The sequence below is a fragment of the Saccharothrix hoggarensis genome, from assembly GCF_052936025.1.
On record NZ_CP193624.1, the window covers coordinates 7,217,994 to 7,244,723 of the forward strand.

Below are 26,730 nucleotides of genomic sequence, written 5' to 3' on the forward strand. Positions count from 1 at the left end.
ATCAACACCATCGGGTGGTCGTCGGCCGCGCCGATCAGCCTGCCGGCGCACTCGCCTCGCGGGCGCGGAGGTCCTTGCGGAGGATCTTGCCCGACGCCGACTTCGGGATCGCCTCGATGAACTCGACCACCCGCACCTTCTTGTGCGGCGCGACCTGGGACGCCACGAACTCCATCACGCCCGCCGCGTCCAGCTCCGCGCCCGGCTGGCGGACGACGAACGCCTTCGGGACCTCCTCGCCGTCCTCGTCGCGCACGCCCACGACGGCGGCGTCGGCGATCGCCGGGTGCGTCAGCAGCAGGGCTTCCAGCTCGGCCGGCGGCACCTGGTAGCCCTTGTACTTGATCAGCTCCTTGACCCGGTCCACGATGCTGACCAGGCCGTCCTCGTCGATCACGGCCACGTCGCCGGTGTGCAGCCAGCCGTCGGCGTCCAACGTCGCGGCCGTGGCGTCGGGGTTGTTCAGGTACCCCTTCATGACGTTCGGGCCGCGGCACCACAGCTCGCCCCGCTCGCCGACGCCGACGTCCTCGCCGGTGGCCGGGTCGACGAACCGGCACTCCATGTTCGGCGCGATCACGCCGACGGTGCCGACGGAGATGTCGTCGCGGCCGTCCGGGATGGCGTGGCTGACCGGGCTCATCTCGGTCATGCCGTAGCCCTGGGACACGCGGCAGCCGAGGCGCTGGGCGACCGCCGCCGCGAGGTCCACGTCGAGCGGCGCGGCGCCGGAGAAGATCGTGTCGATCCCGGACAGGTCGTACTGGTCCACGAGCGGGTGCTTGGCCAGCGCCACGGCCACCGGCGGCGCGATGTAGACGCGGTCGGTGCGGTGGTCCTGGATGACCCGCAGGAACTCGGGCAGGTCGAACTTGGGCAGCGTCACGACCGTCGCACCCACGTGCAGGCCGTTGTTCATCAGCACCTGCATGCCGTAGATGTGGAAGAACGGCAGCACGGCGAGGATCTTGGTGTCGTCGCCGACCTTCAGCAGCGGCCCGCACTGGACGATGTTCGCGACCAGGTTCCGGTGCGTCAGCATCACGCCCTTGGCGCGGCCGGTCGTGCCGGACGAGTACGGCAGCACGGCCACGTCCTCGGCCGGGTCGATCGCCACCTCCGGCACGGGCTCCGCGTTGGCCAGCAACGACGACAGGCTCTCGTAGCCCTCGGCGGCGTCGAGGACCACCACGTCGGAGACGCCCGCCTTCTCCGCGCCGGGCGCGGCGTTCGGCAGCAGCACGGACACCGTGAACAGCATCCGGGCGCCCGCGTCGGCGAGCTGGTGCGCGACCTCGTCCGCCGTGTAGAGGGCGTTGATGGTGGTCGCGGTGGCGCCGGCCCGCAGGATGCCGTGGAACACGACGGCGTAGTACGGGGTGTTCGGGCTGAGGATGCCGACCACGTCGCCCTTGCCGATCCCCCGGGCGGCCAGCGCTGCGGCCAGGCGGTCGATCGCGCCGGCGAGCTGGGCGTAGGTCAGGGACGCGCCCGAGGCGCCGTCGACCAGGGCCACGCGGTCGGCGCGCGTCCCGAGGTCGGCGAACAACAGCTCGTGCAGGGAGACGTCCGGGACCTCGACATCGGGGAACGGACTGCGGAAGACCATGCGGCTGCCTCATTCATCCGGGGGCCGTGATCCCGCCATCGTGAGTCAAGCCACATCGCCGGTCAAGGCGGTGGGCGGTGACGCTAGAGCGTTACTTAACTCGGCTAATAGCACACGAATGGAGTAGTCCTGGCCCTTGTGGTGATCGCCGGCCATCTGCCAAGTTGGCAAGGCCCCGCGGGTCGGCTCCCACGCACTCCGACGACCTGCGCGGCACGAACCGCGGTTTGCAATCCCCCCGTCGAACCGCGGCCCGCGTGGGTATCCGGGCTCCCCCCGCCCGGACGCACCGCAGCGGGGACTGACGCGGGGCGGCTTGAGCTCGCGACTCCCCCTCTCTCCCAAGCCGCCCCGCGCTCCCGCGCCGTGTTGCTCTCAGTAGACTTTTCGTCAGAAAGCGTTACTCCGAACGGTGCTACGGCGTGACCGCGCCCTTCCGGCGCCGGCGCCACCACAGGTACCCGAACGCGGGCACGCCGAGGACCACGGCGAACGGCAGCACGGCGCCCACCACCACGGCCAGCCAGCCGAAAGCCGTCACCAACGCGCGCCAGCCGCCCGTGAACGCGGACAGGAACCCGGCCTCCTCCTCTTCCACGACGACCGGCGGCGCGCCCTTGGACGAGAAGGTGACGGTCAACGTCGCCATCGCGACCTGGCCCTTCAGCGTCTCGTACCGGCGCTGCAACGACTCCAGCTCGGACTGCCGCTCGGTCAGCTCGGCCTCGATGTCGGTGATCTCGGACGTGGTGGAAGCCCGTTCCAGCAGCCCGCGCACCCGCTCGACGCTGGCCCGCTGGTTGGCGATCCGCGCCTCGATGTCCACGACCTGCTCGGTCACGTCGTCGGTGCGCAGCTCGCGCTTGACGACCTCGGCGCCCTCCAGCCGGCCGATGGCCTCCAGCACCGGGTCGAGCCGGTCGCCGGGCACCTTCACCGTCACCGAGGCCTGGTCGTGCTGCGACCTCTCCTGCGCCGAGTACCCGCCCTGCTCGAGGACGAGGTCCTTCACCCGCGCCAACGCCGAGGCGACGTCACCGGTGCGCAGGTCGACCGTCGCCGTGCGGACGAGCTGGCGGTTCTGCTCGGCCGACGTGCCGGCCTGCCGCGCCTCACCCGCTTGGCCCTGGCCCTGGTCCTGGGCTCGGCCCTGGCCCGCGGATTCCTGCTTCGGCATCCCGCCGGGCGTCTGCGCGCCCTGCTGCGGCGCGACCGCCGCCTGGTCGGCCGAACCCGACGACGAGTTCGTCGCCGCGCACCCGGCCAGCGCCACCACCGCGAACGCGGCGAACGCCAACCCCACCCGTCTGCCCATCTGCCCTCCCCTGGTCCAACGTCACCAGGTGGACGGCAGCCGCCCCTACCGCAGTTGCGCGCGGGCGATCACGATTCGGACACCAGGTGCCGGAACGCCTGGAGGTTGGCCAGCGACTCGCCGCGCGACACCCGCCAGTCCCACTCGCGCTGGATGGCGCCCGCGAACCCGATCTCCAGCAGCGTGTTGAAGTCGCCGTCCGCGGCCTCCACCACCTGCCCGAGCACCCGGTCCAGCTCGTCGGGCGTCACGGCGTGCGGCGCGACCCGGCCGACCAGGTAGATGTCACCGGTCGTGTCGATCGTGTAGTGCACGCCGTAGAGCTTCGCGTTGCGCCGCAACAGGAACCGGTAGACGTCCTCGTGCGCCTCGTCCGGCTTGCGGCACACGAACGCCTCGACGACCAGCGCGTGCCTGCCGACGACGAGCCAGCAGTTGGTCTGGAGCTTCTTGGTGCCCGGCAGGGTCACGAAGAACCTGCCCGGCTCCTTGCGGTCGTAGCGCAGCTCCCGTTCGTCCAAAGTGGACCTGATCAGGTCGTCCAGTTGCCGGCTCAAGCGAAGACCTCCTCGCGGAACACATCACGTGCCTCGGCGTACCCGGCCAGGAGCGACTCAGTCGTCCGGTCCCAGGAGAACCGGCGCGCGTGCCACACCGCGTTGCCGGCCAGCTCCTCGCGACGACCGGCGTGCAGCGCGATGTCGGACAGCACCCGCGCCCACGCCGCCGGGTCGTGCCCGTCCACGAGCGCGCCGGACACACCATCCCGCACCGCCACCGGCAGCCCGCCGACGGCCGCCGCGACGACCGGCGTGCCGCACGCCTGCGCCTCCAGCGCGACCAGGCCGAACGACTCGTTGTAGCTGGGCACGGCGACCACGTCGGCCGCGCGGTAGACCTGCGCCAGCGCCGCGCCGCCCTGCGGCGGCAGGAACCGCGTGACGTCCGAGATCCGCAGCTCGGCGGCCAGCCGCACCAGCTCCTCGGGCGTCTTCATGCCCGAGCCGGACGGCCCGCCGACGACCAGCACCGCGAGCCGCGACCGCAGGCCCGGATCACGCGCCACCATCTCGGCGGCGGCCCGCAGCAGCACGTCCGGCGCCTTCAGCGGCTGGATGCGCCCGACGAACGCCAGCACGACCGAGTCCGGCCGCAGCCCCAGCGCCGCGCGCGCCGCGTCCCGGTCGCCCGGCGTGAACCGCTCCAGGTCCACGCCCGGCGGCACGACCAGCACCTTGCCCGGGTCGGCGTCGTACAGCTTGACCAGCTCCGCGGCCTCGACCTCGGTGTTGGCGACGAGCCGGTCGGCCTCGGCGACCACCTGCTCCTCGCCGATCACCCGCATCCGCGGCTCGGGCGTGTCGTCCGCCGCCAGCGCCAGGTTCTTCACCTTGGCGAGGGTGTGCGCGGTGTGCACCAGCGGCACCGCCCACCGCTCCCGGGCGAGCCAGCCGACCTGCCCGGAGAGCCAGTAGTGCGAGTGCACGACGTCGTAGTGGCCGGGCTCGTGCCGCGCCTCGGCCCGCAGCACGCCCGCGGTGAACGCGCAGAGCTGGCCGGGCAGCTCCTCCTTGCTCAGGCCCTCGAACGGGCCGGACACCACGTGCCGCACCTTGACGCCCGGCGCGAGCTCGGCGACCGGCGGCAGCTCCGACGACGTGGCCCGGGTGAAGATCTCCACCTCGATGCCGCGGCGGGCCATCCGGGTGGCGGTCTGCACGATGTAGACGTTCATGCCGCCCGCGTCGCCCGTGCCGGGCTGCTCCAGCGGCGACGTGTGCACGGAGAGCACCGCCACCCGCTTCACCGGGACACCTCCGCGACGAAACCGGCGAGGTCGGCGGCGAACCGCTCGGGCTGTTCGAGGAACGGCGCGTGCGCGGTGCGGTCGTAACGGCGCAAGTCGGCTCCGGGGATCAGGGCCGCCGCGTACTCGCCGGCGGCCGGGTCGACCACCTCGTCGGCGGTGCCGTGCACCACCAGTGTCGGCTTGTCGACGGCCCTCAGCACGGCGGCGCTGTCGACGTCACGGCGGAACATGTCGCGGCGCACCCTCGGCGGCACGCGCAGCGCCGTGCCCAGCAGGCGTTGGACCAGCTCACCGGGCAGGCCGGGCGCCTGGTCGCGGCAGAACTCGGCCAGCGCGGGCACGGCCACCCCCGGGTCCTCCGACAGCGAGGGCGCCAGCGTGGCCTCCACCAGCCGCCCGGTCGCCCCGCCGGGCCGGCCGCGGCCCAGCTCGGTGATCGCGCCGACCAGCACCAGCCCGGACACCCCGGCCGTGCCGTGCGCGCGCAGGTAGTCGGTGATCACCAGGCCGCCGTAGGACCAGCCGACCAGCACCGCGGGCCGCCCGACGTGGTCGAGCACCGCCTTCAGGTCCGCCGCCCACGACGCCGAGTCGCGGTAGCCGCCCTCGGTGATCTCCGAGGCGCCGTGACCGCGCAGGTCCGGCGCGTACGAGCGCGACGTCGGATCGGGCGACCACACCTCCCCGGACTGGGCCCACCCGTGGACCAGCACGACCGCCGGCGCGTCCACCGGGCCCGACTCGCGAACCGAGAGCCGCACGCCCTCAGCGGTGAGGAGAGATGTCTGCACGATCTAGAACAACGCTCGGGTCATCCCATCACTTCCCCGGCCTGCTCAGATCACAACGCGGAGGCCGGGCGCCGCGAACGTCACAGCGCGCTCATGGTCTGCCACTGCGACCACGGGATCTGCCAGTCGTACCACTCGAACTGGGCGGGCAGGGCGGTGATCGAGCCCGTCACCTCGACCGGGTCGCCGACGAGCGCGCTGTCGTAGTACGCCTTGGCGTCGGCCTCCAGCAGGTTGGCGCAGCCGTGCGAGGTGTTGTTCTTGCCGATGTTGGCCGCGTTGTCGTTGTTCTCGTGGATGAACTCGCCGTGGTTCGAGAACCGCACGGCCCACTTCTTGATCACGTTGGTGTAGCCGTAGCGCGGGTTGTCGAAGCTCCACTGCTCGTCCTTCTGCATCACGACGAACGTGCCGTTGGGCGTGGTCAGCTCCGGGTCGGCGTCCTTGCCGAACGACGCCGGGTAGGTCGCCACGGTCTGCCCGTCGCGCTGCACCACGAGCTGGTGCGTCGGCGTGTCGATCTTCACGACCTGGTTGCGGCCGATGGTGAAGTCGCTGGTCACGTCCGCGCGGCCGTACGCGCCGCCGCCGTAGTGCACGCCGTAGAGCTTCGCCTCGACGTGGACCCGCGTGTTGGCGGGCCAGTACTTCTCCGGCCGGTAGTGGACCTGGCGCGAGCTGAGCCAGGCCCAGCTGCCCTTGACGCCCGCCGAGTTGGTGACGGTCAGCGCCCGCTCCACGGTGGCCCGGTCGGCGACGTCGACGTCGAACTCGACCTTGATCGGGACGGCGACGCCCACGGTCTGGTCGTCGCCGGGGAAGAGGGTGGCCCGGACCTGGGCGGCCGGGTTGAGGGTGGTGAACGCGCCCTTCAGCTCGACCGGCCTGCCGTCGGCGCCGGTGGCCTTGCCCGCGTAGGTGTAGCTCTTGCCGAAGCCGAGCGGCTCGGTGGTGGCCCAGGACTTCCGGTCGTCGGCGAGCGCGCCCTTGACCGCCTGACCCTCGGGGTTGGTGACGGCGACCTCGTCGATCGCGCCGTCGGCGACGGTGACCCGCACCGGGACGTTGACCGGAACGTCCTTGGCGCCGTCGGCCGGCACGGTCGCGAACGTGGCCACGGGCGGGTTGTCGCCGCCGGCGGGCTTGGCCGTGCCCTGTTCCACGCTCGCCGAGCACCCGGCGAGCAGAGCCGCGCCGGCCAGCAGGGCCACCCATCTCCTGTGCACTTTCGACCTCCCGGTGGAAGGACGTCCCACGGGGCTCACGGTGCGAGTGATCCGCATCACACGATGTCGCACCGAATAAGATCGGCCGGGTGAACCGTCCTATCGCAGTCGTGACCGGAGCCAGCGCGGGGATCGGCGAGGCCACCGCCCGCAGGCTCGCCGCCGAGGGCTTCCACGTGGTGCTCGGCGCCCGGCGGATCGACCGCCTCAAGGCTATCGCGGACGAGGTCGAGGGCACCGCCGTCGAGCTCGACGTCACGTCCGCCCCGTCGGTCGAGGCGTTCCTGGCCGCCGTGCCGGAAGCCCGCGTCCTGGTCAACAACGCCGGCGGCGCGCGGGGCCTGGCCACCGTCGCCGACGCCGACGAGGACCACTGGCGCTGGATGTGGGAGACGAACGTTCTCGGCACGTTGCGCGTCACCAAGGGCCTGCTGCCGAAGCTGATCGCCTCCGGCGACGGGCACGTCGTCACGGTGACGTCGGTCGCCGCCTACGAGGCCTACGACAACGGCTCCGGCTACACGTCCGCCAAGCACGCGCAGTCGGCGCTGCACCGGACGCTGCGCGGCGAGCTGCTCGGGCAGCCGGTGCGCGTGACGGAAGTCCTGCCCGGCATGGTGGAGACGGACTTCTCGGTCAACCGGTTCGACGGCGACGCCGAGCGGGCCGCCGCCGTCTACCAGGGCGTGACGCCGTTGACCGCGGACGACGTGGCCGACGTGATCGCGTTCGCGGTGACCCGGCCGTCCCACGTCAACCTGGACCAGATCGTGCTCAAGCCCCGCGCCCAGGCCTCCGCGGCGCGGGTGCACCGGGAGTGATCAGGTCCACGTCGAGCTGGTCGAGCACCGGCCCGATCGGGTTCGCGAAGACCCGGTCCCGGCTGCCGCCCAGGTAGAGGCCGACCACGTGGTTGGCGTCGTCCAGCAGGACGGCGCCCGAGTCGCCGTGGTCGCCGAACCGGGGCGACTCGACCCGGATCTGGTCGCGCAGGGTGCGGACGCCGATGCCGACGCCGAAGTCCAGCGTGACGGCGGCGTCGGTGGAGGCCACCACGCCCTCGGTGACGGCCGTCGTCCGGCCGCGCTTGCGCACCCGCTGCCCCACCCGGGCGTCCGCCCAGCCGCGCACCGGCCCGAGGCCGACCACCTCGGGCCGCACGTGCGGGGTGGTGAGCATGATCGCGGCGGCGTCCACGCTGCCGGACAGCGCCGCCCGCGCCAGCGCGCCCACCCGGTCGTGCACCGGGTGCCCGCCGTCGACGCGGGACGGGTGCACCATCGGGTCGCCGACCGCCCAGGCGTCGTCCACGCACGCCACGTGGAACGACGTCAACGCCATCACCAGGTGCCGACGGCGCGGCGTGACCAGCGCGCCCAACGTCCCCGCCACCACGTAGTCGTCGGCCTCCGGGACGTCCGGCGGGACGAACCGGATCGCCCGGCTCGGCCCGATGCCGATGCCGCCGACCAGCAGCTCGTGCCGCTCGGCCCCGCTCACGCTCTCCGGCGACGCGATGGTGTGGTGCGGCGCGAACGAGTCCTCGACCACGTCCGTCGGCACGCCGAGGACGTCCGGCGGGATGGCGAACTGCGCGGCCGGGCCCTTGTGGCGGACGAAGACCACGATCGCCGGCTCGCCCGTCGCCCGGCCCGCGACGGTCTTCTCCCCGAGGTCGACACCCACGACACCGGGCCGGCTCAGGAAGTCGTCCTCAACCAGCCTCTTGATCGGCCTGATGACCGCGCGCTCGTCGTCCGGGTAGGCCATGACGACCTCCAACGGGTGCCTCTACCTCCATGAAACGCGCGCAGTGAGGATTCGTCACACGGAGTCACCCGTTCGGCCGTTCCACCTCGTGGCCGGCGCTGGGTTCCAAGCGCGGCGTCAGCCGTCGAAACCGCAGGGACCGGTCGCCCCGACCGAAGTTTCACACGATCTTGGTCCAGACCACTTCAGTCCTAAGTGGATAGCGTAACAGTGTCAGATTTCGCCGCCGCAAACCCGCTGGCTGGGAAAACAGCCGACTATTCGCCACCACATCGAAAGACCGAGGGTGGTGACCTGAGTCACTATCCGAAGAAGCGAGCGGTGGGGAATCAGAAACGTTGGCTATCGTGACGTCTCGAAACCGTTCCACCGTTCGGCGGTAATGAACGGCGATCGGAGAACGATAGGGCTCACGGCACGACGAAAGGGCCGGCTGACAGCGGCAACTGTCAACCGGCCCGGCTCGACCGCGAACAGCCGAGAGGCGCGATGCGTGCACAGGTTCTGGGGCCGGGGCACGCACCGCTGGGCGCCTGGGGAGTCAAGCCCTGCAGAGGGTTTGACTCCCCCGAGTGACTGGCCGCCTCACCAGGCGCCCAAGTCGCCCTCCCGCCGCCCGCCCCGGAACTCGGCAAGTCTCGGAGCGGCTTCGGGAGTGCAACCGGTCACAACCGGTCGAGTAGACCGTACGTAATCAGGCTGCCTCACACCAAATGCCCGGATGGGTGATGCATGTCTCGCCAGGGACCACTCGCCGAAGTGCTGTAGACCATACTCCCAGCTCGCCCTGCGCGCTCGCATCGAACGAGCCCCGCTGTGCAGTCCGCAGGACCATCACCCAAAGTCATATCCGAATCACCGTCGTGCCGACTTGACCCGTTCGCGCGGTTGGGACGCGGAAGGGCGGCGACCACCAGGTCGCCGCCCTTCGCCACACCGAGTTTCGTCCGCCGCTCATCTCCGACCGGAACGCCGACGCGGCCGACGCCGCTTGGGGCGCCGAGCGGGGAGCGGCCGGACCGGCAGCTCCGCTTCCGCCTGTCCGGTCCTCTTGTTCACCAGGGTGGCCGACCTGGGGGTGCGGATCAGCAGGATGTACGCCAGGACGACACCCGCCAAGGCCGTGACGGCCACCGCGTAGTTCAACTCCGGAGCGATCCCGGACAGGTGGCCCACGACGGCGACCGCGGCCGCCGCCACCGCGCCACCGATGACCGCCATCGTCAACGAGGCCGCCACGGCGAACCGCGAACCGGACGAGGTTTGACTCCTCCCCGCCAAGCGGAACCCGTCCAGGTTGAACTCGACCTCCAGCGCCTGACGGTCAACGAGGATGTCCGACCGGTCGGTGGGTGCGCCGGTGCCCGGCAGCTCGTCGTTACCGGTCGTCGTCGACGACTTGGTCATCATGGTCCCTTGCTACTCGAGGCGGACGTGCGCGGAAGGGCGTCTGCGGACGAGCAGCGTAGCGCACCATACAATCGACGCCCCCCTGACACCCCCACAAGAGGCACACAATAGCCACATTTGAACATCATGTTATGGCCCCTAGGAGCACACGATAGGGTTACATCACATGTACATCATCTTGACATGACCCGCAGCCCTAGTAAGACTGACTACACGTCCGACGGCTTGGGACGATCATGGAGGACTACCCGGGCCCACGACGGGTCCCACCCTGGCGGCAACCGGGGCGGGGCAGGGGAGAAGATCAGGGCTTCCCGTACTGGCCGGAGGCCCTGGAAAGGAACGGCTTCACGTCGTTCACTCGGCAGCAGGGGGCGGGAAGGGTGTTACACATGTCCGCTAAGGATGAGGCTCTCGCAGAGCGGGAACATTCCAAATCTTCGTCACGAGGACATGGAACTGCCCTGGAACGGGTCAGCGTGAACTTGACCCCTCGGTCGGTGCGCGCGTTGGACGAGGTGGTCGGCCGCAGCGGCGACAGCAAGACGGACACGATCAACCGCGCCCTCCAGGTGTACGCATACCTGGAGGAGATCAACGATCGCGGTGGGGCGATCTACGTCAGGGACGGCGAGGGCGCCGAACTGGAGCGGGTCCGGTTCTTCTGATCGCGGAAGCACATCGTTGCCCCGTTCCCCACGTCGTGACGGCGGTCGGGCGTCTGCACGCCCTTCAACCGGTCAGCGCTGTCACAGGGGGACGGGGCAACGTGCCGTCGGGCCCTCAGATCTCGCAGCCCACCAGCACGGGCTCCGGGTGCAGCTCGACGCCGAACGCCGAGCGCACGCCGTCGCGCACCTCGCGGGCCAGGTCCAGCAGGTCCTCGGTCGACGCGCCGCCCCGGTTGGTCAGCGCCAGCGTGTGCTTGGTGGACAGGCCGACCCGGTCGCCGCGGCCGCGGTAGCCGCGGGTGAAGCCCGCCCGCTCGATCAACCAGGCCGCCGACAGCTTCGAGTGGCCGTGGCCCGCCGGGTACGTCGGGACGTCCACGTGCGGTCCGAGCCGCTCGGCGATCCGGATCAGCACGCCTGCCAACGTCGAGTCGTCCAGCAGCGGGTTGGTGAAGAACGAGCCCGCGCTCCACGTGTCGTGGTCGGTCGGGTCGAGCACCATGCCCTTGCCGCGCCGCAGCTCCAGCACCGCCTTGCGGGCCGCGTCGGCGGGCACCCGGTCACCGGGCGCGACGCCCAGCACGCGGGCCAGCTCGCCGTACCGGATCGGCGCGGACTGGCCGCCTGCCGTCAGCGCGAACCGGGCGCGCAGCACCACGGCGTGGTCCGTGCCCTTCAGCACGCTCGTGCGGTACGCGAGGCCGAGGCCGTCCGCGGGCACCTGGTGCACCCGGCCGGTGCGCCGGTCCAGCAGGTCGACGGACGTGAGGACCTGCGCGATCTCCACGCCGTACGCGCCGACGTTCTGCACCGGGGTGGCGCCGACCAGGCCGGGGATGCCGGACAGGCACTCCAGCCCGCCCAGGCCCTGCGCCACGGCCTCCGCGACCACCGAGTCCCAGTCCTCGCCCGCCTCGACGGTGAGCTGCACCAGCCCGTCGCCCAACGGGTCGAGCCGGCGGCCGGACGTACCGACCTGGACCGCGGTGCCGGGGAACCCGGCGTCCGAGACGACAAGGTTGGAGCCGCCGCCGAGCAGCAGCAGCGGCTCGCCGGACGCGTCCAGCTCGCGCACGGTCTCGACCAGTTCGGCGGCTGTGGTGGCGCGCGTGAACCTGGCCGCGGGGCCACCGAGCCGCAGCGTGGTGCACTCGGCCAGCGGCACACGGGCACTGGAGGGCGGGGTGGTCACGACCGAGAACGGTAGCCTCCGCGACATGGCACGCCGCATCGAGCACCGAACCACGTCCCGCTGGCCCGCGGGCGACGTGTACGCAGCGCTGGTGGACGAGACGTACCTGCGCGACCGGCTGGCCGCGCTGGGTGGCACGGACCCGGAGCTGGTCGCCTTCACCACCACCGACCAGAGCACGTCGTACCAGCTCAAGCAGGGTGTGCCGGCCGACAGGCTGCCGTCGATGGCCCGCGGCCTGCTGGGCGGCGACCTCGTGATCCACCGCGCCGAGTCGTGGACCGGGGCGGGCCGCGCGGGCACGGTCGAGGTGACGTTGGACGGCGTTCCGGGCCGGCTGGACGGCACGGTGACGCTCGCCGACACCGCGAGTGGGAGCGAACTCACCCTCGTGGGTCAGGTCAAGGTGGGCATCCCGCTCATGGGCGGCAAGCTGGAGGCGCTGATCGCCGAGCAGGTCGCCCAGCTGCTCGACAAGGAAACCGAGTTCACCGCCGAATGGCTCGCACGCCGCGCCTAGCCGCGGGCCGGGCGCGCGCGCTCGGCCTGCCCACGAGAGGCACCACCAACCCGAACCGCCTGCGCCGGGTCGACCGGTGGGTGGCGCACACCTACCGCGACCTGCTGTCCGGGCCGGAGCCGCTGGTGGTAGACCTCGGCTACGGGTCGTCCCCGGTCACCACGGTCGAGCTCGCGGCACGGCTGCGCGCCGTCAACCCGGACGTCCGGGTGCTCGGGCTGGAGCTGGACGCGGACCGCGTCGCCGCCGGCAAGGAGGTCGCCGACCCGCCCCGGCTGGACTTCCGGCGCGGCGGGTTCGAGCTGGCCGGCGCCCGGCCCGTGCTGCTGCGCGCGTTCAACGTCCTGCGCCAGTACACCGAGGAGCAGGCGGCGGAGGCGTGGGACACCATGGTCGGCCGGCTCGCGCCCGGAGGGGTGCTGGTCGAGGGCACGTGCGACGAGATCGGCCGCCGGTGCTGCTGGGTCGCGCTGACCGCGGAAGGACCGCGGACGTTCACGCTGTCGTGCCTGCCCGCGGACCTGGAGACGCCCGGCGACCTGGCCGAACGGCTGCCGAAGGCGTTGATCCACCACAACGTGCCCGGCGAGAGGGTGCACGCCCTGCTCAGCGAGCTGGACGCGTGCTGGGCGACGGCCGCGCCGTTCGCGCCGTACGGGCCGCGGGCCCGGTGGGTGGAGGCCGTGCGGCTGCTGGCCGACCGCGGCTGGCCCGTGCTGGACGACCGCAGGCGGTGGCGGCTCGGCGAGGTCACGCTGCACTGGGACGTCGTCAGTCCCTAGGCTGTGCGGAGTGGACCACGCGGATTTCGTGCAGCACATGAGGACCGAGTACGCCGCCCTGCGGGCCGCGGCCGTGGCCGCCGGACCGGACGCGCCGGTGCCGACCTGTCCCGGGTGGACCGTGCGCGACCTGGTCGACCACCTGGGGCGGACGCACTCCTGGGCGTTGCGGGCGCTGCGCACGCCGCCCGACGGCGAGCGCCCCGCGGCCGACGACCGCCCCGCCGACTGGGACGAGCTGCTCGCCTGGGGGGAGGCCACGCTCGCGGAGCTGGCCGACACGCTGGCCGGCTCGCCGCCGGACACCCCCGCCTGGTCGTTCACCGGTCCCCGCGAGTACGGCTTCTGGTCGCGCCGGCAGGCGCACGAGACGGCGATCCACCGGCTCGACGCCGAGCACGCCCGGCACGGCGCCGACGTGCCGACGCTGCTGTTCGACGTGGAGTTCGCGGCGGACGGCGTCGACGAGTACCTGACCCGCATGGTGGTGCGCGCCGCCGAGCGCCGGCCGGTCGAGGTGTCCGGTCGCGTGCTGTTCCACGCCGCCGACGCCGGTCGGGCCTGGGAGCTGCGGCTCACGCCCGGCGAGCCGCCGCGGGTCGGTCCGGTCACCGACTCGGGCACCGACGAGGACGCCACCGTCGCGGGCACCGCCGACGCGCTGTACCGGGCGGTGTGGGGCAGGCCGAGCGGCGCCATCGCATCGGGTGACAGGTCGCTGCTGGACGGGCTGCCACGACCGTAGATACTTCCGACGTGCCTCTGCCTGAACGACGCTACGTGATCACCTTCGGCTGCCCGGACCGCACCGGCATCGTGGCCAGGATCTCCTCGTTCCTGGCCGAGCACGGCGGGTGGATCGTGGAGGCCGCGTACCACACGGACCCGACCACCAACTGGTTCTTCACCCGCCAGGAGGTGCGGGCGGACTCGCTGCCGTTCGACGTGGACGAGCTGCGCACCCGGTTCGCCGTCGTCGCCCGGGACCTCGGCGCGCACCCCGGCTCGTGGCGCGTCACGGACAGCGGCGAGCGCCGGCGCGTGGTGATCCTGGTGTCGAGGGAAGGGCACTGCCTGTACGACCTGCTGGGCCGGGTGGCGTCGCGGGAGCTGGACGTGGACGTGTCGGCGGTCATCGGCAACCACGCCGACCTGGCCGGGATCACCAGGGCGCACGGCATCCCGTTCCACCACGTGCCGTTCCCGGCGAACGACCCGGAGGGCAAGCAGGCGGCGTTCGCGCAGCTGCGGCAACTGGTCGACGCGCACGAGCCGCACGCGGTGGTGCTGGCCAGGTTCATGCAGATCCTGCCCGCCGAGCTGTGCGCCGACTGGGCGGGCCGGGCGCTGAACATCCACCACAGCTTCCTGCCGTCGTTCGTCGGGGCGCGGCCGTACCACCAGGCGCACAGCCGGGGCGTGAAGCTGGTCGGGGCGACGTGCCACTACGTGACGGCGGACCTCGACCAGGGGCCGATCGTCGAGCAGGACGTGATCCGGGTCGACCACACCGACTCGATCAACGACATGGTCCGCAAGGGCCGTGACATCGAGAAGGTCGTGCTGGCCCGCGGTCTGCGCTGGCACCTCGAAGACCGCGTGCTGGTGCACGGGAACCAAACCGTCATCTTCTAGCCGGCGCGGGACGTACGCTGCGCCGGTGCGCACCGAGTACACCGACCCCGACCGGGTCCGCGCGGCGGACGACTTGCGGCACGCCGTGCTGATCGGCCTCGACCTGAGCGACGTGGACCTGCGCGTGCCGATGGACGGCGCGCTGTTCCTCGGCTGCGCGCTCTCGCCCGTGGCGCAGCGGCGCGCGGCGGCGGCCGGCGCGCTCGTGTTCCCCGCGATCCCCGACCTGCCGTACGAGGTGTACCGGTCGCGGCTCTACACGCCGGCCGAGCTGTTCGCCGGGTTCGACCCGGACGACCCGGTGACCTACGCGGACACCCCGGACGCCCTGATCTACGAGCACAGCCGCGCGCAGGGCCACAACCCGGACCCGCTGCACGCGCTGGCCGAGCGCCTGCACGACCACGCGATCACCGCCGCGTTGGCGGACGCGCTGCACGGCGCGCCGGTCGCGGTGATGGGCGGGCACGCGCTGGGCCGTGACACGGACGGCTACCGGCGCGCGGTGGCGCTGGGCGCGGCGCTCGGCGAGGCCGGCTTCACCGTGCTGACCGGGGGCGGTCCGGGCGTGATGGAGGCCGTGCCGCTGGGCGTGCGGGCGGGCGTGGACGACGCGCTGCTGAAGGAGCTGGCGAGGGCGCCGAGGTTCGGCGACGACGCCGAGTCGATCGGCCGCTGGATCGCCGCGTGCCCGACGGACCTGCCCACCTCCGACCGGCCGCGCACGATCGGCATCCCGACCTGGTTCTACGGCCACGAGCCGCCGAACCCGGCGTGCGAGCTGCACGCCAAGTACTTCGCCAACTCGGTGCGCGAGGAGGGCCTGCTCACCATCGCGACCGGCGGCATCATCTACACGCCGGGCAGCGCGGGCACCGTGCAGGAGGTCTTCCAGGACTACTGCCAGAACCACTACGGATCGGTCGGCCCGGCCGCCCCGATGGTGTTCCTGGGCAAGGACTTCTGGGTGGACGAGGTGCCGGCCGCGCCGCTGGTCCAACGCCTGGCCCGCGGCCGCGAGGCGGAGCGCTGGATCCTGGTCACCGACGACACCGACGAGGCAGTCGCCTTCCTGCACGACTACACCGCCTGACCACACGCCCCACCGCGCCCACCGCGCCACCAGACCGCGCTCACCACCGACGCGCCCACCGCCGCGCCGCGACCACCACGCCGCGAGGTCGCGTCGGTCGTTCGCGCCTGATTTCCAGGCGATCACGCTTTTCCGATCGTCGGGAAATCAGGCGCGAACGACCGACTTCCAGGCGACCGAGCCGCGACGCCGGAGGCGGCGCCATTCAACACAGCAATTCACACAGCCAGGCCGTCCACGGTCTCGGCGCCCGGCAGCTTCGCCAGCACCTCGCCGGGCACGAGCAGCTTGCTGCCCCGGATGCCGCTGCCGATCACGAGTTCCGGCGCGGCGGCGACCTGCGGCGACAGCAGCACCGGCCAGTCCGCGGGCAGGCCGAGGGGCGTGATGCCGCCGTACTCCATGCCGCTGAGCGACACCGCGTCGTCCATCGGGGCGAACGACGCCTTGCGCGCGTCCAGCCGCCGCCGGACGACGCCGTTCACGTCGGCCCGCGTCGTCGCGAGCACGACGCACGCCGCGTACCGGACGACGTCACCGCGCTTGCCCGCCACGATCACGCAGTTGGCCGACGCCTCCAGCGGCGAGCCGTAGTGCGCGCAGAACTCCGCCGTGTCGGCGAGCGTCGGGTCGATCTCGGCGACGGCGAGCCGCCCGCCGTCGGGCAGCGACCTGAGCGCGGCGGCCACCGGGTCCGCCACGAGGTCGAGCCGGTCGAGGGCGCGCACGGGGGTCAGGGTGCCTGCGATGGTCCACACGCCCACCATCCTGCCGGCAGGCTTGACGTTGACGTTGCGTCAACCTCTAGCGTGGTCCGCACAGGGAGGGAGCACGGTCATGGCCTGGTCGATCGCACAGGTCGCGCGCATGTCGAAGGTGACTTCGCGGACGTTGCGGCACTACGACGCGATCGGGCTGCTCGCACCGGCGTGGGTCGGCGGCAACGGCTACCGGTACTACGAGCGCGAGCAGCTGCTGAGGCTCCAGCAGATCCTGCTGCTGCGCGACCTGGGTCTCGGCCTCGACACCGTCGCCGAGGTCCTGGACGGGCGGCACCGGACGGTCGACGTGCTGCGCAACCACGCGCGGCGGCTGGCCGCCGAGCAGGAACGGCTGGCGCGGCTGGCCAGGACCGTGTCCCGCACGATCGAGGAACTGGAAGGAGGTGACCGCATGAAGATGGAAGAGCTGTTCGACGGCTTCGACGCCGACCGCCAGGCCCGCTACGAGGCGGAACTCGTGGAGCGCCACGGTGAGGGCGTGCGGGAGCACATCGACGCGAGCAAGCGCCGGATGGGCGACTGGACGAGGGCCGACGCGGACGCGTTCCTGGCGGAGTGGCGGGCCGTGCTGACGGCGTACGCCGAGCTGTTCCGGGCCGGCGTGGCCGCCGACGCGCCGGAGGCGCTGGACGTGACCGACCGGCACCACGCGTGGCTGAAGCGCAGCTGGACGCCCAACCGGGAGTCGTACACCGGGCTGGGCCGCATGTACGTCGACGCGCCGGAGTTCACGTCGCAGATCGACGAGCACGCCGAGGGCCTGGCCGAGTACGTGCGCGACGCGATGGCCGCGTACGCCGAGGCCCGCCTCTAGGGTCCGCGGGGAGGTGCACATCCCCGCGGACGCCGGGTTTCACCGGCCCGGGACGGTCACGAGCCCTGCAGCCCGAACGCCTTCACCGCCTCGCGGTTGAACGCGGGCAGGTCGTCGGGCTTCCGGCTCGTCACCAGGGTCCAGCCGCCCTTGGCGCAGACGCTCACCTCCGCGTCGTCCCACTGGCCGCCCGCGTTGCGGATGTCGGTGGCCAGGCTCGGGAACGAGGTCAGCGCCTTGCCGCGCACCACGTCCGCCTCGACCAGCAGCCACGGCCCGTGGCAGATCGACGCGATCGGCTTGCCCGCGGCCACGTGCTGCACGACGAACCGGACGGCGTCGCGGTCCATCCGCAGGAAGTCGGCGTTGGCCACCCCGCCGGGGATGACCACGCCGTCGTAGTCGTCGGGGTCGGCGTGCGCGAACGGCACGTCGACGTCGAACGAGTCGGCGGGGGTCAGGTGGTCGAACGCCCGAACCTGCCCCAACCTGGGCGCGAGCAGGCGCGGCACCGCGCCGGCCTTCTCGACGTGCTGCCAGGGGTCGGTCAGCTCGACCTGCTCGATGCCCTCCGTGTCGACCAGGAAAGCGATCTTCTTCGGTTCGGCCATGCCTGTCGGCTACCCGCGCAGGAAGTCGGACAACCACCCGCGGACGTCGGCGCGGTGCGCGAGCCACGACGGCACGAGCTCCAGCCTGCCGTTCGGGAACGCGCCCGCGACCTGCTTGGCCACGTCCTCCGGGTGCAGCGGGTCGCGCGTCGCGCCGATCACCAGCACGGGCGCCGTGACGCGTGCCAGCGCCGCCCGGTCGGCCACCGCGACCTGACCCGGCAGCTCGGCCAGCGCGCCGTCCAGCCTCGCGAACGCGCGCCGGCGTTGGGCCTGGTAGTCGGGTGGCCCGCCGACTGCGGCGATGGCGTCCTCGCGGCTCAGCAGGGGCCTCGGCTCGTCCAGCACGGCGGGCAGCAGCAGGGCGACCCGGTCGAACGCGTCAGGTTCGTCGGCCAGCAGCGCGAGGAGCGCGCCCGCCGTCAGGGACACGCCGATCGCCCGCGTCGCGCCCGTCTGCCGGGCGACTTCGCGCAGGTCGGCGGCGATCCGCCGGTAGTTCCAGTAGCCCTCGGGCGCGTCCGGCGCGTCGCCGTGGGACGGGAGGGTGATCACGACCTTCGTGCCCGGCAGACCGGACGTGGGCAGGCGTGCTTCGCCGGGTGTCGCGCCGAGGCCGTGGCCCACGAGCGTGACGGGCGCTCCGGAGCCGAAGCTCCGGTGCGTCACCACCGGGGGCCGCGCTGGACCTCGATCAGCCGCGGCCGGACGTCGACCACGTACACCGTGACCGCGACCAGCCCGGCGAGCCAGAACATGGCACCGGCGGAGAACGGGTGGAACAGCAGCAGCGCGAACGCGCCACCACCGGTGATGCCGAGCCACGCGGGCTTGGTCATGCGCTCGGCCGCCGTGTACGCGTCGGCGCGCTGCGTGAGCGCGTGCGCGAACGCGAACACGCCCATGACCAACGCGGCGTAGTACGCCGCGAACATGACCCAGGCGTCCAGGTAGAGGGGACTGAAGGCCGGGAACGATGGCAGCACGTCACCAGCCTACGTGCGCGGCGCGGTCCCGGTACAGCCGAAACGGGGCGGCCCTGGTGGGACGCCCCGTGCCGGTCGGGTCACTTGCCGGTGTCGGTGGGCTTCTTCGCCGCGGTGGGGCGGGGCGACGCGCCGGTGGACTTCGGCGTGGTGGCCTTGGCGGTGGCCGGGGTCGCCTTCGTCGCGGCCGGCTTGGCCGACGCGGCGCGGGCGGTGGCCTTGCGGGACGTGTCGCGCACCTCCGCGGCGACGTCACCGCCGACCTCGACCACGGTCTCCGCCAGCTTCTCGCTCGCGTCGTCCAGGTCGTCGGCGACCTTCTCGGCGACGACCCGGGTCTTGCGGCTCACCTTGCCGAGCACGTCGTCGGCCAGCACGCGGGCGTCGGCGGCGGCGGCCTCGGTGCGCTTCTGCGCCGTCTCGACGGCCTCTTCGACCTGGTTGAGCGCCTTCTGCAGCTGCGGCTGGGTCTTCAGCTTCTCCAGCGCCTGCTCGCCGTGCTCGGCCAGGAACTGGTAGAGGTTCAGCGCCGACTGCGTGTACGCGTCGACGACCTTGCGCAGCTCCGCCGGGTCCAGCTTCTCGCGCAGGTCCTTGCCCAGGTCGGCCGACTCGGCGGCGGTCCGGGCCGACTCGGCGCGCTCGCGGGCCTTGCCCAGCGCCTCGATGACGGCCTTGGCGGCCAGGTCACCGGCGCCGAGGGCGGCGAGCAGCGGCGTGCGGGCGGCGGCGACGGCCTGCTCGCCGGCCTTGCGCAACTCCTCGGTGGTGGGCAGGTTCGGCATGGAGATCACTCCTCGGGCTTGGTCTGGGTGGCGGCTGTCCGCTCGCCTGCTGTCTGCTTGTCGGCTGTCTGCTTGCCGGCTGTTCGGGTGCCGACCGCCTGCGTGCCCGCTCCGTCGGCGGTGTTCTCGCGCCGGAACGACTCGTAGACGTCGAGCAGCACCTGCTTCTGCCGCTCGGTCAGGTCGGGGGCGGTGACGATGGCGTCCGCCAGGGCGCCGCCTTCGCGCTGCTCCAAGATCCCGGCCTCGACGTACAGCGCCTCGGCCGAGATCCGCAGCCCCTTCGCGATCTGCTGCAGGATCTCCGCGCTCGGCTTGCGCAGACCGCGCTCGATCTGGCTGAGGTACGGGTTGGACACCCCGGCGAGCTTCGCCAGCTGCCGCAACGAGATCTTGGCCGTGTTGCGCTGCTCGCGGATGTACTCGCCGATGTCGCGGCCGAGATCGGCCACCGCCTTGTCGATGGACTTGTCCAACTCTCGCGGCACCTCCTCGATCCGTGAATTCGACGGTACGCGGAGGTGCTAGCAGTTGCAAGCGGAGTGCTAGCAACACGGACGTGTGCTCCCCCACAGCGCTACGGTGGTGGGCGTGGACGTCGCGGCGAACCTGCGCGGACGGCTCGTCGACTCGCTGCTGGCCGCCGACGTGCTCCGCGATCCGCGCTGGGCCGAGGCGTTTCGCCAGGTCCCGCGCCACGTCTTCCTGCCGGGCTTCTTCGCCCAACGCCCGGACGGCGCCTGGGAGCCGATCACCTCCGACCACCCCGACCACCTCGCGCTGGTCTACCGCAACGAGGTCTGCGTGACCCAGCTGAACGGCGACGACCGCGCGTGGGAGCAAGCACTCGCCACCGGTTCCGCGCCGGGGGTACCCACCAGTTCGTCCAGCATGCCGACGATCATGGCGATCATGCTGGAGGCGCTGGCCGTCGCGCCGGGCGACCGGGTGCTGGAGATCGGCACCGGCACCGGCTACAACGCCGCCCTGCTCTGCCACGTGCTCGGCGACTCGCGCGTGACGTCGATCGACGTCGACCCCGGCGTGCTGGCGCGGGCCCGCTCCCGCCTCGACGTCGCCGGCTACCGGCCCACGTGCGTGGTCGGCGACGGCGAGCAGGGGCACGCGCCGAACGCGCCGTACGACCGCGTCCTGGGCACGTGCGCGGTGTCGCGCATCCCGGCGGCGTGGATCGCGCAGACCGCGCCGGGCGGCCTGATCATCACCACGTTCAACCGGGCCATCGGCGCGGGGCTGGTGCGGCTGACCGTGCGGGACGGACGGGCCACCGGCCGCGTGCTGCCGGAGGACGGCCGGTTCATGCCGCTGCGCGCGCACCGCCAGGCGTGGGCCGACGACGCGCTGGTCGACGCCGTGAGCGCCGAGCCGCGCACCTCCCGCACGACGCTGCTGCCGTCGCGGGCCGTCGTGGACCCGTCCAGCGGGTTCGAGTTCTTCGCCGGGCTGGTCCTGGCGGACGTGGTCGTCGCCGCCGAGCCGATCCGGCTGGTCCACCCCGACGGGTCGTGGGTCCGGCACCGGGGCGCGGTCGTCGACCAGGGCGGGCCGCGGGCGCTGTGGGACGAGGCCGAAGCCGCCTACCGGCAGTGGCAGGCGCTCGGCAAACCCCGCCGCAGGCAGTTCACGTTCACCGCGACGCCGACCGAGCAGCACTTCGCGCTCGACGGCACCGACCTGACGTGGCCGCTCACGACCCGGCCGCCCACCTGACCCGGCCGGTCAGTCGAGCAGCTCCTCCAAGAAGCTCCGCCTGCGGTGCGGGTGCTGGTAGTCGTAGTAGCCGCCGGGGTACGCGGGCGGCGGCGGGCCGGGCACGGTGCCGGGCGGCGGCTGGTACGGGGGCGGCGCGCCGGCGGGGGCGCCGGGCGTGCCGGGCGGCGGCTGGTAGGGCGGTGGCGGCTGGTACGGGGGCGGCGGACCGGCCGGGACCGGTTCGACGTGCGGCGGCGGCGGCGGGGCGGGCTCTCCCTGCTGCGGCGGCGCGGCGTGCTCGACCTGCGCGGGAGGCCCAGCGGGCTCAACCTGCGTCGCAGGCCCGGCGTGCTCGGCCTGCGTCGGCGGACCGTGCTCGGCCTGCGTCGGCGGACCGGCGGCGGGCTCGACGTAGGCGGGCGGCCCGTCGGCGTCCTCGGCCTGCTCCGGCGAATCGGCCGGACGCTGAACCCGCGTCGGCGGTTCCGCGCCAGGTTCGGCCGGTGGCGGCGCATCGTCGCCGGGCTCGACCCGCGTCGACTCGGCGGAGTGCCCCACCCGCGTCGACTGCCCGCTCCCGCCCACCTCTGCCGGGTGGGCGGCGGTGGGCTGCGGAACCGGTGCACCGGTCGTGTGCCGAGCCTGCCCGGATTCGGCCTCCCGATCGCCGACCGGGGCCGGAACGACCGCGGTCGCCTCGGCCGCCGGGACGGGAACCGCCCGATCGGGTGTCACCGAGACGGTTACACCCGGCCCGGGAGGAACCTGAACCGGCACGGGCGGACCGGGGACGTACGGCGGCACCCCGCCCGGCGCGGCGAGCGGAACGCCTCCCGGCCGGTACGGCTGCGCGTAGTGCGCGCGTTCGGCGGCGATGATCTGTTCCAACTCGCCGCCGTCGAGGAAGACGCCCTTGCAGTTCTCGCACTGGTCCACGTGCACGGAACCGCGGCTGATGGTGCGCATCAGGTCGTGGCACTTCGGACAGATCACACAATCGAGAGTACGCACGACACAGGGGTGACCACACCGGCACCAGCGGTGACCGGTGGGTCATGATGCCGTGGTGTCCAGATTTCGCCAGCGAGCCGTGCTCACGGGGTGCGTGCTGGCCGCCGTGCTCGCCGCGGCCGGCCTGTTCGTCACCGACTACGGCATCGACCCCGAACTGTGGCTGACCGGCCTGGCCCTCGGGTTCCTGGCCCTGCTCGCCGCCCTGGACCCGTGGCTGCACCGCCGACGGGCCGCGGGCCTCGCCACCGACGAGAACCTCGACGCGGCCACCACCGCGCTCGCCCGCGCCCTGCACGCGCAGTGGAACGAGGAGTGCCGCGCCCGCGGCCTGGACGACCACCTCCTCGACCTGCACTGGACCGCCCTCGAGGGCGAGCCGGGGCACAGCGACGGGATCGTGCGCGCGTTCCGGCGCAACCCCCGCATGGTGGTCCTCGGCGAACCGGGCGCGGGCAAGAGCACCACGGCGATGCTGCTGACCATCGGCCTGCTCGACCGGTACGAGGGCGGCCCGGTGCCGTTCCTCCTCCCCCTCTCCACCTGGGACCCGGAGGCGGAGGACGTGCGCACCTGGATGACCCGGCGGCTGTACGAGGACCACCCGGCCCTGCGCAACACCGAGCTGTACGGCAGCTACGCGGGCGACCTGCTGGTCGAGCAGCGCCGCGTGTTCCCGGTGCTCGACGGCCTCGACCAGCTCCCGCCCGAACGGCGCGCCGCCGCGCTGGACCGCGTCAACCGGGCGTTCCCCGGCCGGCAGCCTCTCGTGCTGACCAGCCGGCCGGAGGAGTTCGCCGAGGCGGGCGTCCCGGTCGCCGGCGCGGACGTCGTGCAGCTCCAGCCGTTGGACCACGAGGGGATCGCGGGCTACCTGCGCGCGGTGTCGGACCCGATGACGGCGGCCCGCTGGGAGCCGATCTTCCTGCACCTGCGCGACGAGCCGGATGGACGGCTGGCCGAGGCGCTGTCCACGCCGCTCGCGGTGTGGCTGGCGGGCGTCGTGCACGGGTACGGCGAGCCGAGCGAGCTGCTGGACCGCGGCCGGTTCCCGGACCGCCGCGCCATCGAGGACCACCTGGTCGACGCGCTGGTCAACGGCGCGTTCGGCGACCGCTCGGTGGCCCACCAGGCGCAGGCCAGCCAGGTGTGGCCGCGGGACAAGGCGACCCGCTGGCTCGCGTTCCTGGCGGGCGAGATGCGCCGGCGGGGCGTGCGCGAACTGGGTTGGTGGGACCTGCGCCGCTCGGTCGGCGCGATGTGGTTGGCGCTGCTCGGCGCGGTCGCGCTCGGCTCGATCGGCGGGTTCGGCGTCGCCTGGCTGATGGCGTACGCGACGGACACGCCGAAGCTCGCCCCGATCACCGGGCTGGCCGCGGGGCTGGCGGTCGCGGTGGCCGCCCTGTACGCGTCCGGGCACCGCACGCCGAAGCCCCGGCTCGGGGTGTGGCGCAGCCTCGTCGTCGTCAGCGGCGTGCTGGGCACGGCGGCCGGGCTGGTGTTCGGCGCGCTGTACGGGCTGTCCGCGGGCCTCGTGGTGGGCCTGGGCATCGCGGTGGCGGTGGCGCTGCGGTTCGGCTTGGGCGGCAGCGGCGAGCTGACCCAGCCGTCGAGTCCCAAGTGGACGATGACGCGGGACCGGATCGCGGTGTGGACGGGGTCGCTGGTGCTGGCCGTGGTGTTCGGCGCGGCCGCCGGCCTGGTGTTCGGGCCGACGCAGTCCGGCATGGTCGGCCTCGGCCTGGCGTCCGGGCTCATGCTCGGCTTCGCGCTGTCCGTGCTGCACCTGCGCTGGTGGTGGTTCACGGTGGCGCGGATCTGGTTGGCGCTGCGCGGCAAGCTGCCGTGGGAGCTGATGCTCTTCCTTGAGGACGCGCGCAAGCTCGGCGTGCTGTGCCAGGCGGGGGCCGCCTACCAGTTCCGGCACGGGCTGGTGCAGGACCGGCTGGCGGGCGCCCGGCCGTCGTCCGCCACCGAGGTCAGGTCGGACGCCTAGACGAGTAATGCGTAAGTCGAGGCGGTGGCTGTAGACGGACGAAGGGTGTTCAAGATCAGTTTGTGACGACCGACCTGAACACCCTTCTCACCGCACTCTACGTGAAGATCGACGACCACCTCGCCGGCGGGCGTCGGATGGGCAGGCCGCCCAAGCTCACCGACGCCGAGCTGGTCACCCTGGCGGTGGCCCAGGCGCTACTCGGGTTCACCTCCGAGGCCCGATGGCTGCGGTTCCTGCCCGCCCGGATGCCCGGCGCGTTCCGCTACCTGCCCGGCCAGTCCGGCTACAACCGCCGCCTCCGCACCGCGTTACCCCTGGTCAAGCAGGTCACGCGCTGGCTGGCCGCCGACACCGACCTGTGGACCGACACCACCTGGATCGTCGACTCCACCCCGGTCGAATGCGGACGCTCCCGGCCAACGGTCAAGCGCTCGGAGTTGGCCGGCTGGGCGAAATACGGCTTCTGCCGCTCCCACTCGCGCTGGTTCTGGGGATTGCGGCTGCACTTGGTCTGCACCCCAGCCGGGCTGCCGATCACCTGGGCGTTGGCGGACCCGAAGATCGACGAGCGGCAGGTGCTCATGGCGATCTGCGACCACGAACCCCGCCTGCTCGACGACCGCCCCGGCCTGCTCGTCATCGCCGACAAGGGCTACGTCTCCGCCGAACTCGACCGGTTCCTGGCCGAGCGCGGCGTCCGACTGATCCGACCGTCCTACCGCAACCGCAAGCCGCACCCCGGCGAACCACTGCTCAAGTCCATCCGCCAACTCATCGAGTCCGTCAACGACACGCTCAAGGGCCAGTTGAACCTGGAGCAACACGGCGGACGCACCATCGACGGCGTCGGAGTCCGCATCGCCCAACGCATCCTCGCCCTGACCGCCGCCATCTGGCACAACCGAGCCACCGGCCAACCTGTCACCCGGTCCCTGACCGCCTACGACCACTGACCGACTTACGCATTACTCGTCTAGCCCGAACGCGCGGTCCGGTCAGGCGCTCAGCTTCCGCAGCCGGTCGATCGCCTCGTCCAGCACCTCGTCGCGCTTGCAGAACGCGAACCGCACCAGGTGCCGCCACTGCTCGGGGTGGTCGGCGAACACCTGCACGGGCACGGCGGCGACGCCGATCCGCTCCGGCAGCTCGCGGCACAGCTGCGCGCCGTCGGTGAAGCCGAGCGGCCGGACGTCGGCGGTGATGAAGTACGTGCCCTCGCTGGGCCGCACGGCGAACCCGGCGTCGGTCAGCCCGGCGGACAGCCGGGACCGCTTGTCCTGCAACGACGTCCGCAGGTCCGCCACCCAGTCCAGCTCGTGGCGCAGCGCGTGCGCCACGGCGGGCTGGAACGGCGCGCCGCCCACGAACGTCAGGAACTGCTTGGCCGCCCGCACCGCGCCGACCAGCTCGGCCGGACCGCACGCCCAGCCGATCTTCCAGCCCGTGCAGTTGAACGACTTGCCCGCGCCGGAGATGGTGACGGTCCGCTCCGCCATGCCGGGGAACGTCGCCAGCGGCACGTGCTCGCGGCCGTCGAACACCAGGTGCTCGTACACCTCGTCGGTGACGGCCACGAGGTCGTGCTCGACGCACAGCGCGGCGACGGCGGCCAGCTCGTCCCGGTTGAGCACCGTCCCGGTCGGGTTGTGCGGCGTGTTGAGCAGCAACACCCTGGTCCGCGGCCCGATGGCGGCGCGGAGGGCGTCGACGTCCAGCCCAAGCCGGCCGGTGCCCGGCTCCTCGACCAGGCCCACGGTCCGCCGCGACGCGCCCGCCAGCGCCACCGACGCCGCGTACGAGTCGTAGTAGGGCTCGACCAGCACGACCTCGTCGCCCGGTTCGACCAGGCCGAGGAGGGTGGCCGCGATGGCCTCCGTCGCGCCGACCGTGACCAGGATCTCGGTGTCCGGGTCGTAGTGCGTGCCGTACCGCGCCCGGTGCTCCGAGATCGCCTGCCGCAGCTCCGGCATGCCCGGACCGGGCGGGTACTGGTTGAGCCCGGCGTCGATGGACGCCTTGGCGACCTCCAGCATCCCCACCGGGCCGTCGGTGTCCGGGAAGCCCTGCCCGAGGTTCACCGCTCCGGTGCGGTTCGCCAACGCGGTCATCTCCGCGAAGATCGTCGACGTGAACGGCCGCATCCTGGGGACTAGCGCTGGTACCCGCACAAGTCCGAATCTTCACGGACAATGACGGCGTGGAGCA

28 protein-coding genes are annotated in these 26,730 nt (G+C 72.6%); 11 read left to right on the forward strand and 17 right to left on the reverse strand.

Features of this window, described 5'->3' with window-relative positions; genetic code table 11:
• Positions 1-34: 34 nt before the first annotated feature.
• The 6 genes from ACRAKH_RS32875 to ACRAKH_RS32900 form a co-directional block, all read right to left on the reverse strand.
• Complete coding sequence (locus ACRAKH_RS32875) at positions 35-1,609, reverse strand: AMP-binding protein (protein WP_380724368.1); 1,575 nt, start codon at positions 1,607-1,609, stop codon at positions 35-37.
• Between the two features lie 415 nt (positions 1,610-2,024).
• On the reverse strand, positions 2,025-2,924 hold the full coding sequence (locus tag ACRAKH_RS32880) for a DUF4349 domain-containing protein (RefSeq protein ID WP_380724369.1): 900 nt from the start codon (positions 2,922-2,924) through the stop codon (positions 2,025-2,027).
• Between the two features lie 68 nt (positions 2,925-2,992).
• On the reverse strand, positions 2,993-3,481 hold the full coding sequence (locus tag ACRAKH_RS32885) for a type III secretion system chaperone family protein (RefSeq protein WP_380724371.1): 489 nt from the start codon (positions 3,479-3,481) through the stop codon (positions 2,993-2,995).
• On the reverse strand, positions 3,478-4,731 hold the full coding sequence (gene mshA / locus ACRAKH_RS32890; protein WP_380724372.1) for a D-inositol-3-phosphate glycosyltransferase: 1,254 nt from the start codon (positions 4,729-4,731) through the stop codon (positions 3,478-3,480). The genes ACRAKH_RS32885 and mshA overlap by 4 nt, the downstream gene beginning before the upstream one ends.
• Positions 4,728-5,525, reverse strand: a complete 798-nt coding sequence (locus ACRAKH_RS32895; protein WP_380724373.1) for an alpha/beta fold hydrolase — start codon at positions 5,523-5,525, stop codon at positions 4,728-4,730. The genes mshA and ACRAKH_RS32895 overlap by 4 nt, the downstream gene beginning before the upstream one ends.
• An 80-nt stretch (positions 5,526-5,605) precedes the next feature.
• Positions 5,606-6,808, reverse strand: a complete 1,203-nt coding sequence (locus tag ACRAKH_RS32900; RefSeq protein ID WP_380724374.1) for a L,D-transpeptidase — start codon at positions 6,806-6,808, stop codon at positions 5,606-5,608.
• A 32-nt stretch (positions 6,809-6,840) separates the two neighbouring features.
• Between ACRAKH_RS32900 and ACRAKH_RS32905 the strand changes: the two genes are divergently transcribed.
• On the forward strand, positions 6,841-7,572 hold the full coding sequence (locus ACRAKH_RS32905; protein WP_380724375.1) for an SDR family NAD(P)-dependent oxidoreductase: 732 nt from the start codon (positions 6,841-6,843) through the stop codon (positions 7,570-7,572).
• On the opposite strand, the gene ACRAKH_RS32910 is transcribed toward ACRAKH_RS32905, so the two are convergent.
• Positions 7,526-8,521: a hypothetical protein gene (locus tag ACRAKH_RS32910; protein ID WP_380724376.1), complete on the reverse strand. Its 996-nt coding sequence runs from the start codon at positions 8,519-8,521 to the stop codon at positions 7,526-7,528. The genes ACRAKH_RS32905 and ACRAKH_RS32910 overlap by 47 nt on opposite strands.
• Before the next feature lie 954 nt (positions 8,522-9,475).
• Complete coding sequence (locus tag ACRAKH_RS32915) at positions 9,476-9,928, reverse strand: hypothetical protein (RefSeq protein WP_447009506.1); 453 nt, start codon at positions 9,926-9,928, stop codon at positions 9,476-9,478.
• A gap of 482 nt (positions 9,929-10,410) precedes the next feature.
• On the opposite strand from ACRAKH_RS32915, the gene ACRAKH_RS32920 reads away from it, so the two are divergent.
• Positions 10,411-10,599, forward strand: coding sequence for a hypothetical protein (locus ACRAKH_RS32920; protein ID WP_380724378.1), 189 nt, complete (start codon positions 10,411-10,413; stop codon positions 10,597-10,599).
• 115 nt (positions 10,600-10,714) lie between these two features.
• Here ACRAKH_RS32920 and ACRAKH_RS32925 read toward each other — a convergent pair whose 3' ends face one another.
• Positions 10,715-11,821: a UDP-N-acetylmuramate dehydrogenase gene (locus ACRAKH_RS32925; RefSeq protein WP_380724379.1), complete on the reverse strand. Its 1,107-nt coding sequence runs from the start codon at positions 11,819-11,821 to the stop codon at positions 10,715-10,717.
• On the opposite strand from ACRAKH_RS32925, the gene ACRAKH_RS32930 reads away from it, so the two are divergent.
• The 5 genes from ACRAKH_RS32930 to ACRAKH_RS32950 are packed head-to-tail and all read left to right on the forward strand — an operon-like array spanning position 11,820 to position 15,824.
• A complete protein-coding gene (locus tag ACRAKH_RS32930; RefSeq protein ID WP_380724380.1) occupies positions 11,820-12,314 on the forward strand; it encodes a DUF2505 domain-containing protein in 495 nt (164 codons plus the stop codon). The two genes, ACRAKH_RS32925 and ACRAKH_RS32930, sit on opposite strands and share 2 nt — an antisense overlap.
• Positions 12,293-13,096, forward strand: a complete 804-nt coding sequence (locus tag ACRAKH_RS32935; RefSeq protein WP_380724381.1) for a class I SAM-dependent methyltransferase — start codon at positions 12,293-12,295, stop codon at positions 13,094-13,096. The genes ACRAKH_RS32930 and ACRAKH_RS32935 overlap by 22 nt, the downstream gene beginning before the upstream one ends.
• A 10-nt stretch (positions 13,097-13,106) precedes the next feature.
• A complete protein-coding gene (locus tag ACRAKH_RS32940; RefSeq protein WP_380724382.1) occupies positions 13,107-13,841 on the forward strand; it encodes a maleylpyruvate isomerase family mycothiol-dependent enzyme in 735 nt (244 codons plus the stop codon).
• A gap of 11 nt (positions 13,842-13,852) precedes the next feature.
• Entirely contained in the window at positions 13,853-14,731 is an 879-nt protein-coding gene (purU, locus tag ACRAKH_RS32945; RefSeq protein ID WP_380724383.1) for a formyltetrahydrofolate deformylase, read from the forward strand.
• A gap of 25 nt (positions 14,732-14,756) precedes the next feature.
• Positions 14,757-15,824 (forward strand): LOG family protein, encoded by a 1,068-nt coding sequence (locus ACRAKH_RS32950; protein ID WP_380724384.1) that lies wholly within the window; start codon positions 14,757-14,759, stop codon positions 15,822-15,824.
• A 218-nt stretch (positions 15,825-16,042) separates the two neighbouring features.
• Here the strand turns inward: ACRAKH_RS32950 and ACRAKH_RS32955 are convergent, their stop codons facing one another.
• Positions 16,043-16,591: a YbaK/EbsC family protein gene (locus tag ACRAKH_RS32955; RefSeq protein WP_380724385.1), complete on the reverse strand. Its 549-nt coding sequence runs from the start codon at positions 16,589-16,591 to the stop codon at positions 16,043-16,045.
• A gap of 70 nt (positions 16,592-16,661) precedes the next feature.
• Between ACRAKH_RS32955 and ACRAKH_RS32960 the strand changes: the two genes are divergently transcribed.
• A complete protein-coding gene (locus tag ACRAKH_RS32960) occupies positions 16,662-17,420 on the forward strand; it encodes a MerR family transcriptional regulator (protein WP_380724386.1) in 759 nt (252 codons plus the stop codon).
• Positions 17,421-17,476: 56 nt separating this feature from the next.
• Here the strand turns inward: ACRAKH_RS32960 and ACRAKH_RS32965 are convergent, their stop codons facing one another.
• The 5 genes from ACRAKH_RS32965 to ACRAKH_RS32985 all read right to left on the reverse strand — a co-directional run bounded on the left by ACRAKH_RS32965 (position 17,477) and on the right by ACRAKH_RS32985 (position 20,290).
• A complete protein-coding gene (locus ACRAKH_RS32965; RefSeq protein WP_380724387.1) occupies positions 17,477-18,031 on the reverse strand; it encodes a type 1 glutamine amidotransferase domain-containing protein in 555 nt (184 codons plus the stop codon).
• A gap of 9 nt (positions 18,032-18,040) precedes the next feature.
• A complete protein-coding gene (locus tag ACRAKH_RS32970; RefSeq protein ID WP_380724388.1) occupies positions 18,041-18,703 on the reverse strand; it encodes an alpha/beta fold hydrolase in 663 nt (220 codons plus the stop codon).
• Entirely contained in the window at positions 18,697-18,981 is a 285-nt protein-coding gene (locus ACRAKH_RS32975) for a DUF2516 family protein (RefSeq protein ID WP_380724392.1), read from the reverse strand. The genes ACRAKH_RS32970 and ACRAKH_RS32975 overlap by 7 nt, the downstream gene beginning before the upstream one ends.
• Positions 18,982-19,097: 116 nt before the next feature.
• Entirely contained in the window at positions 19,098-19,802 is a 705-nt protein-coding gene (locus ACRAKH_RS32980) for a hypothetical protein (RefSeq protein ID WP_380724389.1), read from the reverse strand.
• Positions 19,803-19,807: 5 nt separating this feature from the next.
• Complete coding sequence (locus tag ACRAKH_RS32985; protein ID WP_380724390.1) at positions 19,808-20,290, reverse strand: helix-turn-helix domain-containing protein; 483 nt, start codon at positions 20,288-20,290, stop codon at positions 19,808-19,810.
• 103 nt (positions 20,291-20,393) lie between these two features.
• Between ACRAKH_RS32985 and tgmC the strand changes: the two genes are divergently transcribed.
• Complete coding sequence (gene tgmC, locus ACRAKH_RS32990; RefSeq protein WP_380724391.1) at positions 20,394-21,533, forward strand: ATP-grasp peptide maturase system methyltransferase; 1,140 nt, start codon at positions 20,394-20,396, stop codon at positions 21,531-21,533.
• A gap of 9 nt (positions 21,534-21,542) precedes the next feature.
• On the opposite strand, the gene ACRAKH_RS32995 is transcribed toward tgmC, so the two are convergent.
• Complete coding sequence (locus ACRAKH_RS32995) at positions 21,543-22,508, reverse strand: zf-TFIIB domain-containing protein (RefSeq protein WP_447009507.1); 966 nt, start codon at positions 22,506-22,508, stop codon at positions 21,543-21,545.
• 73 nt (positions 22,509-22,581) lie between these two features.
• Between ACRAKH_RS32995 and ACRAKH_RS33000 the strand changes: the two genes are divergently transcribed.
• Together ACRAKH_RS33000 and ACRAKH_RS33005 are read left to right on the forward strand one after the other, a co-directional pair.
• Positions 22,582-24,522, forward strand: coding sequence for an NACHT domain-containing protein (locus ACRAKH_RS33000; RefSeq protein WP_380730427.1), 1,941 nt, complete (start codon positions 22,582-22,584; stop codon positions 24,520-24,522).
• A 62-nt stretch (positions 24,523-24,584) separates the two neighbouring features.
• A complete protein-coding gene (locus ACRAKH_RS33005) occupies positions 24,585-25,478 on the forward strand; it encodes an IS982 family transposase (RefSeq protein ID WP_380730804.1) in 894 nt (297 codons plus the stop codon).
• A gap of 42 nt (positions 25,479-25,520) precedes the next feature.
• On the opposite strand, the gene ACRAKH_RS33010 is transcribed toward ACRAKH_RS33005, so the two are convergent.
• On the reverse strand, positions 25,521-26,693 hold the full coding sequence (locus tag ACRAKH_RS33010) for a pyridoxal phosphate-dependent aminotransferase (RefSeq protein WP_380728334.1): 1,173 nt from the start codon (positions 26,691-26,693) through the stop codon (positions 25,521-25,523).
• Positions 26,694-26,730 lie beyond the last annotated feature (37 nt).

Bases quoted from the DNA above. Each gene is read 5' to 3' on its own strand.
- ACRAKH_RS32915 (WP_447009506.1), bottom strand. From the start codon at position 9,928: ATGACCAAGTCGTCGACGACGACCGGTAACGACGAGCTGCCGGGCACC.
- ACRAKH_RS32935 (WP_380724381.1), top strand. From the start codon at position 12,293: ATGGCTCGCACGCCGCGCCTAGCCGCGGGCCGGGCGCGCGCGCTCGGC.
- ACRAKH_RS32965 (WP_380724387.1), bottom strand. From the start codon at position 18,031: ATGGCCGAACCGAAGAAGATCGCTTTCCTGGTCGACACGGAGGGCATC.
- ACRAKH_RS32930 (WP_380724380.1), top strand. From the start codon at position 11,820: ATGGCACGCCGCATCGAGCACCGAACCACGTCCCGCTGGCCCGCGGGC.
- ACRAKH_RS32955 (WP_380724385.1), bottom strand. From the start codon at position 16,591: ATGGTGGGCGTGTGGACCATCGCAGGCACCCTGACCCCCGTGCGCGCC.
- ACRAKH_RS32925 (WP_380724379.1), bottom strand. From the start codon at position 11,821: ATGTCGCGGAGGCTACCGTTCTCGGTCGTGACCACCCCGCCCTCCAGT.
- ACRAKH_RS32910 (WP_380724376.1), bottom strand. From the start codon at position 8,521: ATGGCCTACCCGGACGACGAGCGCGCGGTCATCAGGCCGATCAAGAGG.
- ACRAKH_RS32880 (WP_380724369.1), bottom strand. From the start codon at position 2,924: ATGGGCAGACGGGTGGGGTTGGCGTTCGCCGCGTTCGCGGTGGTGGCG.
- ACRAKH_RS32900 (WP_380724374.1), bottom strand. From the start codon at position 6,808: ATGCGGATCACTCGCACCGTGAGCCCCGTGGGACGTCCTTCCACCGGG.
- ACRAKH_RS32875 (WP_380724368.1), bottom strand. From the start codon at position 1,609: ATGGTCTTCCGCAGTCCGTTCCCCGATGTCGAGGTCCCGGACGTCTCC.
- ACRAKH_RS32980 (WP_380724389.1), bottom strand. From the start codon at position 19,802: ATGCCGAACCTGCCCACCACCGAGGAGTTGCGCAAGGCCGGCGAGCAG.
- ACRAKH_RS32960 (WP_380724386.1), top strand. From the start codon at position 16,662: ATGGCCTGGTCGATCGCACAGGTCGCGCGCATGTCGAAGGTGACTTCG.